Source organism: Asanoa sp. NPDC049573, assembly GCF_040676615.1.
Taxonomy (GTDB): Bacteria; Actinomycetota; Actinomycetes; order Mycobacteriales; family Micromonosporaceae; genus Asanoa.
Map to the genome: position 1 here is coordinate 26,540 of NZ_JBFAPI010000023.1, position 12,301 is coordinate 38,840.

The 12,301-nt window shown below is 71.4% G+C and carries 11 protein-coding genes; 4 read left to right on the top strand and 7 right to left on the bottom strand.

Annotation, left to right across the window (positions count from 1 at the left end; all coding sequences use genetic code 11):
* Positions 1-17: 17 nt before the first annotated feature.
* The 6 genes from ddaH to AB0J74_RS34065 form a co-directional block, all read right to left on the bottom strand.
* The gene (ddaH, locus tag AB0J74_RS34040) at positions 18-788 is read right to left on the bottom strand and encodes a dimethylargininase (protein WP_363455702.1); all 771 of its coding nucleotides are present in this window, start codon (positions 786-788) and stop codon (positions 18-20) included.
* Between the two features lie 24 nt (positions 789-812).
* Positions 813-2,378: an ATP-binding protein gene (locus tag AB0J74_RS34045; protein ID WP_363455705.1), complete on the bottom strand. Its 1,566-nt coding sequence runs from the start codon at positions 2,376-2,378 to the stop codon at positions 813-815.
* Positions 2,379-2,766: 388 nt separating this feature from the next.
* Positions 2,767-3,366 carry an ATP/GTP-binding protein gene (locus AB0J74_RS34050; RefSeq protein ID WP_363455708.1) on the bottom strand — a complete coding sequence of 200 codons (600 nt, stop codon included), beginning with the start codon at positions 3,364-3,366 and terminating at the stop codon, positions 2,767-2,769.
* A complete protein-coding gene (locus tag AB0J74_RS34055) occupies positions 3,347-3,730 on the bottom strand; it encodes a DUF742 domain-containing protein (RefSeq protein ID WP_363455711.1) in 384 nt (127 codons plus the stop codon). The genes AB0J74_RS34050 and AB0J74_RS34055 overlap by 20 nt, the downstream gene beginning before the upstream one ends.
* Positions 3,720-4,154: a roadblock/LC7 domain-containing protein gene (locus tag AB0J74_RS34060; RefSeq protein ID WP_363455713.1), complete on the bottom strand. Its 435-nt coding sequence runs from the start codon at positions 4,152-4,154 to the stop codon at positions 3,720-3,722. The genes AB0J74_RS34055 and AB0J74_RS34060 overlap by 11 nt, the downstream gene beginning before the upstream one ends.
* Positions 4,155-7,295, bottom strand: a complete 3,141-nt coding sequence (locus tag AB0J74_RS34065) for a nitrate- and nitrite sensing domain-containing protein (RefSeq protein ID WP_363455716.1) — start codon at positions 7,293-7,295, stop codon at positions 4,155-4,157.
* A gap of 226 nt (positions 7,296-7,521) precedes the next feature.
* On the opposite strand from AB0J74_RS34065, the gene AB0J74_RS34070 reads away from it, so the two are divergent.
* The gene (locus AB0J74_RS34070; protein WP_363455719.1) at positions 7,522-8,103 is read left to right on the top strand and encodes a hypothetical protein; all 582 of its coding nucleotides are present in this window, start codon (positions 7,522-7,524) and stop codon (positions 8,101-8,103) included.
* Positions 8,104-8,120: 17 nt separating this feature from the next.
* Positions 8,121-9,413 (top strand): pentapeptide repeat-containing protein, encoded by a 1,293-nt coding sequence (locus tag AB0J74_RS34075; RefSeq protein WP_363455722.1) that lies wholly within the window; start codon positions 8,121-8,123, stop codon positions 9,411-9,413.
* A 28-nt stretch (positions 9,414-9,441) separates the two neighbouring features.
* On the opposite strand, the gene AB0J74_RS34080 is transcribed toward AB0J74_RS34075, so the two are convergent.
* Complete coding sequence (locus AB0J74_RS34080; RefSeq protein ID WP_363455724.1) at positions 9,442-10,122, bottom strand: hypothetical protein; 681 nt, start codon at positions 10,120-10,122, stop codon at positions 9,442-9,444.
* 199 nt (positions 10,123-10,321) lie between these two features.
* Here AB0J74_RS34080 and AB0J74_RS34085 point away from each other — a divergent pair, with 199 nt between their 5' ends.
* Both AB0J74_RS34085 and AB0J74_RS34090 read left to right on the top strand, forming a co-directional pair.
* Positions 10,322-11,977: a sodium:solute symporter family protein gene (locus AB0J74_RS34085; RefSeq protein WP_363455726.1), complete on the top strand. Its 1,656-nt coding sequence runs from the start codon at positions 10,322-10,324 to the stop codon at positions 11,975-11,977.
* Between the two features lie 13 nt (positions 11,978-11,990).
* Positions 11,991-12,278: a hypothetical protein gene (locus AB0J74_RS34090; RefSeq protein WP_363455729.1), complete on the top strand. Its 288-nt coding sequence runs from the start codon at positions 11,991-11,993 to the stop codon at positions 12,276-12,278.
* Positions 12,279-12,301: the final 23 nt, after the last annotated feature.

The window sequence follows — 12,301 nt, forward strand, 5'->3', positions numbered from 1 at the left end:
GTACGCCCGCCGGATCTTCAGCGTACGGGCGGTATCAGCACGGTGAGGCAGGTTACGCAGCCTTCGAGCTTCTCGAACTCGCTGATGTCGACCACGATCGGCGCGAAGCCGAGTTGGTGGATCAGCGCCGTGGTGTGCGGTGCCGAGGCCGCGATCAGCACCCGCTCGTCGCCGAGCGGCACGACGTGGCAGCCGGCCTCCTCCTCGACCGGCAGGACCGGCGGCAGCGCGTGCGTGTCGAGCAGGTGGGGGAGCGCGACGAGGGTGCCGTCGGGCAGCGCGGTCACCGCCGACTTGAGGTGCAGCACGCCGTGCAGGGTGACCGGCGTCGCGGTCCTGCCGCGGGTGGCCAGGTGATCGCGGAGCTGCGCGAACCCGGCCTCGTTGGTGCGGCCGCCCACGCCGACGTAGACCCGGTCGCCGACCTGGAGAACGTCGCCGCCGTCGAGCGTGCCGGGCGCCTCGATCTCGGCCACGTCGAGCAGCAGCGCCTCGGCGGCGGCGCGGGCGCCCGCGACCTCCGGCCGCCGGTCGGGCGCGCCCGGCCGGGTGAGCACGGCCAGGTCGCCGCAGACGACGACGGTGTCTTCGACGAACACGCTGTCCGGGCAGTCGTCGGCGGGGGCCACCTCGAGCACGGACCAGCCCGCGCCGGCCAGGGCCGCGCGGTAGGCGTCATGCTGCCGCCGGGCCAGGTCGACGTCAACGGGGGTACGCGCGATGTGGGTGACGATGCCGTCGGCCAGCCGGGAACTCGGGGCGCGGACGAGCGCCGTACCGCTGATCATGCGGTTGATTCTGGGCCCGCCCGGCTAATGCCGCAAACCTGTGGTGATCCGCATCAGCTCGTCTTGGGTGATCGGGCCACCCTTGCCGCCGCGCGCCTCCTGCATCGCCTTGGCGAGTTGGGCCCGGCGCAGCACCTCGCCGACGTCGGCGCCGCTGAAGCCGTGGCTGACCGCGGCCAGCGCGGCGGGGTCGACGTCGGAGGCGAACATGGTGAACCCGGCGTACTCGTGACGCTCGCTCAGGTCGCGGATCTTCATCTTGAAGATCTCGGCGCGGCCGGCCTCGTCGGGCAGCGGGATCGACAGCTTCACGTCGAACCGCCCCGAGCGGATCAGCGAGTCGTCGACCCGGTGCGGGAAGTTGGTGGTCGCGACCACGATCACGTTCTGGTTGTCTTCGATGAGGTTGTTCATCTCCTGTTTGAAGATGCCCGCCACGGCGTTGACGGCCTGGCTCGCCGCGTCGCCGCCGGCGCCCGCGTAGCTGATGATGCTGTCGAACTCGTCGAAGAGCATCACGGTCGGGTGCCGGTAGCGGCGTGCCTCCTGGAAGATCGCCTTGATGTTGCGCTCGGAGCCGCCGAGCCACTTGTCGAGGATCTCCGGCGTGCGGATCTCCCGGAACGTGGCGCCGATCTCGTTGGCCAGGGCCCGGGCCAGCATCGTCTTGCCGGTGCCGGGCGGCCCGTAGAGCAGGATGCCCTGGGGCCGGCGGGCGCCCCAGCGGGCCATGATGTCGGGATGCCGGAAGCTGACGGCGATCTCCCGGAACTGGCCGACGATGCTCTCCAATCCGCCGACGTGGTCAAGGGTGACGTTCTCGGTGCGGGTCGGGCCCGGCGCGGCGGCCGTGGGGCTGGCCGGCGGCGGCTGGGTCTCGCGCCGGCCGATCACGTAGGTGCGGCCGCGCAGCGGCGCCTCGCCCCCGACGAACTCGCCGACCACGCGCAGCACCAGCAACGTCATCTCGCGCAGCAGGGCGGTGGTCATCTCCGCGCTGGGCACGTTGGCCCGGATCGAGATCGTCCGCGGCCCGCTGCGCAGCGGCCCGTCGGACGAGAACGGGTTGCCGTTGTTGTTCTTCGCGTTGGCCGTCGGCCCCGGGTAGGTGATGGTCGCCTTGAGCCCCGCGGCGTTGGCGGCGGCCAGCGGATCGACCTTCTCGCCGTAGTCGTCGGGCGGCCAGATCGTGCGGACCAGCCGGCTCGGCACGGTGGCGATCACCTCGGCCCCCTGGGCGATCCGGCTGGCGACCGGCCCGTCGTTGCCGAACCGCCGGGCCAGCATCGCACCGAGCGGCGCGGCGGCCCCGAGCATGGCCGCGTCGAACATGGTGCGGGCGGTCGGCCCGCCGCGGACGCTGACGTCGGCCGACATCCGGTGCACGGCCGCGCCGTCGACGGTCGCGGTGTCGAGCCAGTAGCGCACGTCCTGCACAGGTTGCGGGAAATACCCACCCCCGAGCAGCCGCACCCGATCTTCCCGCGCCGCGGCGATGATCCCAGGGCCATCGTTGATCATCAGCCGCCCACCGAGCACCTCGACGGTCTCGGTGCCGCTCCGCGGCCCGTTAGAGGCTCCGTCTGACATTGATCCACCCCCGCCAAAACCCGGGTCGACCCGCACCTAAGACTGACACGCCGCGCCCACCCTCACCACCGATCGCCCCCTAACTGGCCATCGAGGGCGTCCGAGGGTCGTCCGTTTGCTTCCCGGTAAGCGGGGTTTGTTCTGTTACGCGAAGTAGGGGCCGCTTTCGAGTGGCCGAGAAGGCATGACCGGGTGCTCGAGCTGGTCGTGCACCCCGGTCTCGCGCCGGGCAGCATGCAGGAACGCTTCCCTCGCGCTCTGCGTGCTGGAACGCTTCTCTGGCGCTCAGCGTGCTGGAACGCTTCTCTCGCGCTCAGCGTGCTGGAACGTTTCCTTCGCGCTCAGCGTGCCGCCGCCACGCCCCTGGCTTGCGGCGGTTGCCGCTCAGTTATCTGGCCGGGACCCGGTCGCGGCGGGTGGCGACGTGTTCGACCAGGGCGATCAGCAGGTCTTTGCCGGACTGGCGCTCGCGGGCGTCGCAGAGCAGGACCGGCACGTCGGGGTCGAGGTCGAGGGCGTTGCGGACCGAGTCGGGGCTGTGTCGCTGCAGGCCGTCGAAGCAGTTGACGCCGACGACGAACGGGGTGTTGCGGGTCTCGAAATAGTCGACCGACGGGAAGCAGTCGGCCAGCCGGCGGGTGTCGGCCAGCACGACCGCGCCCAGCGCGCCGAACGCGAGCTCGTCCCAGAGGAACCAGAAGCGGTCCTGGCCGGGCGTGCCGAAGAGGTAGACCTGAAGGTCTTCGTTGATGGTGATCCGGCCGAAGTCCATCGCCACCGTGGTCGTGGTCTTGCTCTCCACGCCGGAGACGTCGTCGGTGCCCTCGCTGACCGAGCTGAGCACCTCTTCGGTCTGCAGGGGCCGGATCTCGCTGACGGCGCCGACCAGGGTGGTCTTGCCCACCCCGAAGCCGCCGGCGATCAGGATTTTCAAGGCGATCGGGATGTGCTGCCCCTCGCCAGTGCGGTCAGAGCGCACGGAGTCCATTGACCACCGCCTGGAGGATGTCGTGGTTGGGGAGGGCGGTCGCGGGCTGGGGCTCGTAGGAGACCACCAGACCCGCGCTGAGCAAATCACTGAGTAACACCCGGACGACGCCGAGCGCCAGGTCGACCCGGGCGGCCAGCTCGGCCACCGCGACCGGACGCTGCGCGATCTCGATGATCAGCCGGTGTTCGGGCTGCAGCGGCGCCAGGTCGACCCGGTCGAGCGGCGCGGCCACGACGAACGCGACCAGGTCGAAGCCGCTGGCCGGGCGGACCCGGCCGCCGGTGACCGTGTAGGGCCGGACGACCGGCCCGGCGTCGAGGTCGAGCCAGTCGGGGTCGGTGTGCCGGGCGTCAGCCGCCATCAGGGCTCCCGGACGGCGGGATCGGCGGTATCCGGGCCGGTGCCGTCAGGTTCTGGCCGACCCGGGTGACCAGCATGGCCATCTCGTACGCGGCCAGACCGATGTCGGTCTCCGCGGTGGCCAGCAGCGCCAGGCAGGCGCCCTGCCCCGCGGCGGTCACGAACAGGTAGGCCTGCTCCATCTCGACCATCGTCTGCCGCACGGCGCCCGCGTCGAAGTGCCGGGCGGCGCCCTTGGCGAGGCTCTGGAAGCCGGCCGCCATCGCGGCGAGGTGCTCGGCGTCGTCGCGCTCGAGGCCGCTCGTCGACCCCATGAGTAGCCCGTCGGCGGAGAGCACGATCGCCTGCTGCGCCCCGGGCACGCGGGCGACAAGGTCTTCGAGCAGCCAGTCGAGGTTGGACTGCGGCCTGGTCGTCTGCGTCACTTACGCGTCCTTTCCGGATGGATCTTCGATCCGCGACCGGTCGTCGTCCTTTTCAGAGGGTACGGGCGGCGTCACGGCGCCGTTCCCCTCCGTCCGGTCGGGAAGTTCAGCCGACGCACCGTTTCCGTCGGCCGGCGCGTGCGGGCTTTCCGGGTCCCCGCTGGCACCGTTGGCGGCTTCGGCGGCCGGGTCGGTGCGGATCCGCACCGGCCGGGTGGCGTCGTCGAGTTCCTTCTTCGTGGGCGGTGCCGGCGGTGTCCAGATCGGCTTCGGCGCCGTTTCGGCCGCGCTTTCCCGGCGGCCGCGGCTGGTGCCGGCCTGCAGGGCCGACATGCGGGCCCGGACTTCTTCCGGGTCGCGGGGAGCGGGCGGCGCGGAGGTCGGGCTCGTCGGCCCGCCGAAGCCGGCCGGGAAGCTGCCCGACGACTCGCCGTCGTCGACGGGGCGGCGCAGTTGCGGCGCGAGGTGGCGCTGGCGGTTGCGCCGCGGCAGGCCGTCCTCGCCGACGACCAGTTCGGCGGTCGAGTCGTCGGCGGGCCGCTTGCGGCGTCGCTGCACCGGCAGGCCGAGCGCCGGGGTCGGCTCTGCGGCGAACTCGGCCGATGACGCCGCGCCCGCCGACCGCTCAAGGGCCGAACCGCCGAGCCCGGACGCCGGCCCGATCGAGGGTGCTCCAGGCGTCGACCCGCTCGAGGTCGAGCCGGCGAAGGTCGGCCCGGACGAGATCGGGTTCGTCGGGGTCGAGTTCGGGTTCGTCAGGGTTGAGGCCGGGTTCGTCGGGGTCGAATTCGGGTTCGTCGGGGTCGAGGTCGGGCTCGTCGGGCTCGTCGCGCCCTTCGGACTCGAGAAGGTCGAGGTCGGGCTCGTCGGGGTGGAGAAGGTCGAGGTCGGACCCGTCGGGCTCGAGAAGGTCGAGGTCGGGTTCGTCGGGGTCGAGAAGGTCGGGGCCGGGTTCGTCGGGGTCGGGAAGGTCGAGGTCGGGAAGGTCGAGGTCGGGACCGTCGAGGCCGGGAGCGACGAGGTTGGCGCGGGGTTGTCGGTCTTGCGGCGGGTCAGGCCGCCGGACAGCGCCGTGGGCCAGTTGGACCGCGGCGACGAGCTCCACGCCCCGGCCGGTGTGCTGTCGCCGGAGCCGGTCATCGCGCCGTCCGGGACCGTCCACACGGGGGAGTCGTCGGCGTTCTCGCCCGGCATCAGGACCGCGTCGGCGTCGCCGGCCGGCAAGGCGCGGTCGGCCGGCTCGCGGCCGGGCAGGGCCAGCGCGGCGGTGCCGGCGCCGATCAGCGCCGTCGGGAGCAGCGCGACCGCGGTCACGCCTCCGTAGGGCGACGGGCGGAGCTGGACGCGTACGCCATGGCGGGCACCCAGCTGGGCCACCACGAACAGGCCCAGGCGCGCGGAGTTGGCCGGGTCGAACTCGGGCGGCTCGGAGAGCCGCTGGTTGGCCTCGGCGATCGCCTCCGCCGGCATGCCCAGGCCGCGGTCTTCGATCTCGATCGCGTAGCCGTTGGGCACTGCCTGCCCGGCCACGTGCACCTTGGTGTGCGGCGGCGAGAACGAGGTCGCGTTCTCGATCAGCTCGGCCAGTAGGTGGATCACGTCGGCGACCGCACGGCCGGCGACCGCGGCGGGCTCGACGGCCACGATGTTGACCCGCGGATAGTCCTCCACCTCGGACACCGCGCCGCGGATGACGTCGATCATCGGGACCGGCACCCGCCAGCCGCGGCCGGGTGCGGCGCCGGCCAGCACGACCAGGTCTTCGGCGTGGCGGCGCATGCGGGTGGCCAGGTGGTCGACGCGGAACAGGTCGCCCAGCTCGTCGGGGTCGGTGGTGCGCCGTTCCATCTTGTCGAGCAGCGCGAGCTGGCGGTGCAGCAGCGTCTGGCTGCGCCGGGCGATGTTGAGGAAGACCTCGCTGAGGCCGCGCCGCAGCGCCGCCTCGTCGACCGCGGACCGGACCGCGGTGCGCTGGACCGCGGCGAACGCGTGGCCCACCTGGCCCAGCTCGTCGGAGCCGTATTCGAGCGGGGGCGACTCCGCGTCGACGTCGACCTCCTGTCCGCGGCGCAGGCGGCCGATCAGGGTGGGTAGTCGCTCGTCGGCCAGCTCGAGCGCGGTGGCCCGCAGCCCGATCAGGCGGCGGATGAGGCCGCGGCCGACCCGGATGGACACGTAGAGCGCGATGCCGACCGCGATCAGGCCGAGGATGCCGGCCAGCGCCAGCCGGATCAGGATGCCGGTCGCGACCGGGACCGCGCGGTCGGCGAGCCGGTCGGAGGCGTCAAGCTCGAACTCGCGCAGGGCGTGTTGCACGGTGTCGTACGAAGACTGCCAGGCGGTCTGGGCGACCGGTGGTCTCGTGTTGTCGCGGCCCTTGCTCACCAGCGTGTCGAGCATGTCGTTGAGCTGGCCGAACGCGGCGCCCTCGGTGAGCTGGGTGTATTGCGCGCGGTCGTCGTCGGGCAGGTCGGCGAGGGCCGAGTCGTAGAGGTAGCGCTCGGTGCCGATGATCTGCACGAGCTGGCCGTGCTCGCCGGCGGCGAACTTGTCGCCCGCGAAGACCCCGCCGAGCAGCGCGTCGGCGCGGGCCAGCACCTCGCGGGCGCGGCCGAGCGAGGTGACCGCCCGACCCTCGCGGCCGAGTTGCTCGTCGGGCAGGGCGACCAGCACGGAGAACGCGCGGAAGGCCGAGTCGATCACGCCGTTGTAGAGGCCCAGCGCGCCGGCCTTGTCCATGTCGCGGCGGTCGATGAAGTCGCGGCCCGACGGCAGCACCGCGAACGACTGGTCGAGCTGCTGGAGCCGGCTGGCCAGCAGGTCGCTGGTGTCGGCGCCGGCCGAGGAGCGGCGGAACTCGCTGATCGCGTCGTCGGTCACCGCGCGCTGGGTGGCGAGCCGTTCCGGACTGCTTCTTCCGGCCAGGTAGACAAGGGACAGTCGGCGTTCCTGCTGCAAAGCGGCGACGACGTTTTCACCGGGCTTGCCGATGTCGTCGAGCAGGCCTTGCGCCGACAGCAGGCTGAGCGCCGGACCCAGCGTCAACGTGGTCGCGAAGATCCACAATGCGGTGAGCGCGGCGATCGGCACGGCGACCAGGGAAATGATCTTCGAACGGATCGACCAGCTGCGCGAATTCATCAGTCCTCGCCCGAGGGGTTGGCAGGAGCGACGACACGCGACCTGCCCGCTCCCGCCAGAAAGCCGACACCGCCGAGACGCATGCGCCTTGGGCAGGATACGCAAATGCCGGCGGTGGCACTACAGCCAGCCGTCGATGGCGGTCGCAGATTTCCGAACTAGTCCCGCGATACGCGATTGGCGACCGTTGCCATCTGGGAAATAACGAGGGCGAAGGAGGAACGCCATGTCGCCCACCCAGATTGTCGTTCTCGTCATCGTCATCGTGGTGATCGCCGCCGTCGGCATCTTCGCGTGGAACGCGATGCGCCGCCGGGCCCTGCGCGAACGCTTCGGCCCGGAATACGACCGGGTCCTCGAAGAGCAGGAGAGCCGGTCATCAGCCGAACGTGAACTGCGCGAGCGCGAGCGCCGGCACGCCGAACTGACCCTCACACCGCTCAGCGCGGAGTCGCGCGACCGTTACGCACAGGCGTGGGAAGAGCTGCAGGTGCTCTTCGTCGACGACCCGGCCCGCGCGGTCGGCGCCGCCGACGAGCTGGTCACCCGCCTGGTCGCGGAGCGCGGCTATCCGACCGAGAACTACGACGACCAACTCGCACACCTCTCCGTCGACCACGCCCGCACGCTCGGCAACTATCGCGAGGCGCACGAGATCCACCTCGCCAACGAGCGCGGTGAGGCCAGCACCGAGCAGCTGCGCAAGGCCGTCGTGCACTACCGCTCCCTGGTCGCCGAGCTGCTCGGCGACGAGCCGGTGGCCAGCCACAACACCGACGGCCCCGTCACCGACGCCGACGCCCGCTAGTTTCGAGGAGATCCCCCATGACCTATCAGGACCAGCGCAACGACGAGCACCCCGAAGCGGTGCGCTCCGACCCGGTTCCGGTGCAGCGCACCTCGCCCGACGACCTCGACGACGACCGCGACCCCCGCGACAGTGACGGCGACGGCGTCGACGACCGCACCGAAGCCGATGCGGGCTACCACGAGAACAGCGAGCCCGAGGTCGGCTACCACGAGAACACCGACGCGGAGCCCGGCTTCCACGAGAACGCCGACGCCGACGGCGATGGCGTCACCGACCGGGCCGACTCCGACGGTGACGGCGTCACCGACCGGGCCGACGCCGACGCCGGCTACCACGACAACGACGACCTCGAGCACGAGACAGAAGACGACGAGCGCACCGGGTACGACGAGCCGGTGCTCGCCTCGCCCGTCGACGACGACGGCGACCGGACCGGGATCGACAGCTCCGAGCTGGACCGCGAGCGGGACGAGGAGCACGACCGTGACGGTCTCGGCGGCCCGACGTTCCCCGACTCGGCGATGACACCGGCCGCCTTCGGCGCCGCCACGGCCGGCGGCGCGGCAGCCGCAGCGGCGATGGCCGCCAACCGCACCGACACCCGCACCGACGCCGAGGCGGTCGAAGACCGCACGGACGTCGACCGCACGGACACCGACCGCACTGACCTCGACCGCGCCGACCTCGACCGCGCCGACCTCGACCGCACGGACCTCGACGGCACGGACGTCGACCGCACCCGCGTCGAGGGCACGGACGTCGACGGCACGGACCTCGACCGCACCGACGTCGACCGGACCGACCACGACCAGGCCGGATACGGCCGGACCGACGCCGACCTGACCACCTTCGACCCGACCGACCGCGACCGTGCCGACGAGGACCGGGTCGACGCTGACGCGGTCGACGAGGACCGGGTGGACGGCGTACCGGTCGAAGACGACCTGGCCGTGGCCGAGACCGACGTGGCCGTGGCCGGGACTGACCAGGCCGCCGCCGGGCGCGCCGAGCTGATGCCCGGCGAGGTCGACGCCGAGCCGGTCACCGCGCTGGTCGCGGCCGAGGCCGCCCAGGGCTTCCGGGACCGCTGGCGCGAGGTGCAACTGCGCTTCGTCGACGACCCGCGCGCTGCCGCCGGCGAGGCCCAGGGTCTCGCGGAAGAGGCAGCCGACGCCCTGGCCGCCGCCATCGACGCGATGCGCACCGACCTCGGCGGCTGGGAGGCCACCGAGGGTGCCGACACCGAACACCTGCGGGTGGTGGTCCGCCGCTACCGCGACTTCCTGGACCGGATGCTGCAGAGCTGATCAGCCGATCCCGTCGAGGCCGCGCCGCTCAACCCAGCGGCGTGGCCTCGACGCGTTGCCCCTCGACGGTTACCGCACCGGCCGGCAACTCCAGCGGCGGCGCCGGTCGCGCCTCGCCGTCGACCTCGAGGATTCCGACCTGCCGCCCGTCGACCACGATCCACCCGCCGCGGACCTTGGCGTTGCGCACCTCGGCGGTCGCCCGGTAGAGCCCCGACGGCTTTCGCACCGCGGCGACGTCGAAGGAGAAGCTGTCGCGCCCGACGGTCGCCGTACCCTTGGCCCGCTTGGTGTCGAACGACCCGCTGACCCGGCCCTTCTCGCCGGTGAGGGCCAGCCGACCGTCGACCGCGGTGCCCTGGAACCAGGCCTCGACCCGGTTGCCGTCACAGAGATAGGCGATCGCCACCCCGTCCTTGACCGCGATCGCGATGCTGGACCGCCCGTCCCGGGTCGAGCCGGCCCAGGTCACCGTGACCTTCTCCTGCGCCTGTGCCTTGGCCGGCGGCGGCGTGACCGCGCGGTCGGCCGGCGGCGGGGTCGGCGAGGGCGCCGCGGTCGTGGCCGTGACGGCCGGCGGCGCGGCCACGGCCGGCGCCCGCGCGGCGGCGGGTTTCGGTGCCACCGTCAGCGCGTCGTTGGCGAAGAACAGCCCGGCGCCGGCGGCCAAGCCGACCACCAGCATCACGATCGTTCCCACATGCTTCATGACCACTCCCCGCCGGCGTCGTCGCGTTCGGGCCCGGCCCGTCCATGATGTCCCGTCCGTGCACACCTGGGCAGAGCGGAAACCTGACAGATCGCCGCGCCGCCGGCTGAACTGAAGAGTTTTCGCGAACGTCGCCCGGGGTACCTCCCGCCGCGCGATCGATCCGAGCCGTTCGGACCGGCAGGCGAAAGGGGACGGTGTGGACGGTGGGCTGCGCCTAAATCTGAACGTGCTGGACTACGTGCTGCTGGCGCTCTATTTCGCGACCGTGCTCGGTGTCGGTTTCGCAGCCCGGCGGGCGATCAGGACCAGCGTCGACTTCTTCCTGTCCGGGCGTTCGCTGCCGGCCTGGGTGACCGGGCTCGCGTTCGTCTCGGCCAACCTCGGCGCGCTGGAAATCATCGGCATGGCTGCCAACGGCGCCCAGTACGGCCTCATGACGGTGCACTACTACTGGATCGGCGCCGTGCCGGCGATGGTGTTCCTGGGCATCGTCATGATGCCCTTCTACTACGGCTCCAAGGTCCGTTCGGTGCCGGAATACCTGCGCCGGCGATTCAACTGGAAGAGCCACCTCTTCAACGCGATCACCTTCGCGGTGGCCCAGATGCTGATCGCCGGGGTCAACCTCTACGCGCTCGCCCTCGTGCTCGACGCCCTGCTGGGCTGGCCGCTGTGGGTCTCGATCATCGCCGGCGCGGCGATCGTGCTGACCTACATCAGCATCGGCGGCCTGACCTCGGCGATCTACAACGAGGTGCTGCAGTTCTTCGTGATCCTGGCCGGGCTCATCCCGATCACGGTGCTCGGCCTGGTCAAGGTCGGCGGCATCAACGGGCTGTTCGACAAGGTACGCGACGGCGACCTCGGCCGGGCCGGCCTGCACGCCTGGTCCAACACCGGTTCGTCCGACAACCCTCTCGGCGCGCACTGGTTGGGCATCGTCTTCGGGCTCGGCTTCGTGCTGTCGTTCGGCTACTGGACCACCAACTTCGCCGAGGTGCAGCGGGCGCTGTCCGCCCGCAACATGAGCGCCGCCCGGCGTACGCCACTGATCGCGGCGTACCCGAAGCTGTTCATCCCGCTGTTGACCGTGATTCCCGGGATGGTCGCGGTCGTCACGGTGCAGGGCCTCGGCGCCGAAGACGGCGACCTGGTCTACAACAACGCGATCCCGTTGCTGATGCGCGACCTGCTGCCCAACGGTGTGCTCGGCGTCGCGGTGACCGGGCTGATGGCCTCGTTCATGGCCGGCATGGCGGCCAACGTCAGCGGCTTCAACACCGTGTTCACCTACGACATCTGGCAGACGTACGTGAAGCGGGAGCGCTCCGACGACTACTACATCAAGATCGGCCGGGTCGCGACGGTCGGCGGCATCGTCGTCGGCATCGGCACCGCGTTCATCGCCGCCGGGTTCAACAACATCATGAACTACATCCAGGCGCTGTTCTCGGTGTTCAACGCCCCGCTGTTCGCCACGTTCATCCTCGGCATGTTCTGGAAGCGGATGACCACGGCGGCCGGGTTCTGGTCGCTGTTGTCGGGCACGGTCGTGGCGTTGGGTACCTATTTCCTCTACCTGGGTGGCGCGTTGCCGTTCAACACCGACCTGGAGGAGAGCTTCTGGGGTGCCGGCCTCGCGTTCGTGACCGTCCTGGTCACGGGGTTCGTCATCAGCCGGTTCGGTCAGCCGAAGCCGGAAAGCGAACTCCGCGGGCTGGTGTCGGGGCTGGGGGGCGTCGACCTCAAGGGCGACGTGATCGCGGGCGACGCGGTCTGGTACCGGTCGCCGCTGCTGCTCGGCGGTGTCGCGCTGGCCCTGTCCCTGCTGTTCTACATCCCGGTCTGGTGAGAGGAGCCGCGCGATGAGCGACGACAACGAACTGCTGAACGAGACCGAGGAGGACCGGCGGGCATCGGCCGCGCGCCGGTTCGACGTACGCCGGGTGATCGGTGGGTTGTTCGTGGTGTACGGCCTGATCGTCGGTGTGGCCGGCGTCTTCGACGGTTCGGCCGCGATCGACAAGGCCCAGGGCGTGCGGATCAACCTCTGGGCCGGGCTGGCGATGCTGGCGGTCGGGCTGCTCTTCCTGCTGTGGCAGTGGCTGTCGCCGGCCGAGGCGCCCGAGCCTCCGGAGCCTTCCTCGGAATAGGTGGAAACGGGTCCCCGCACCGG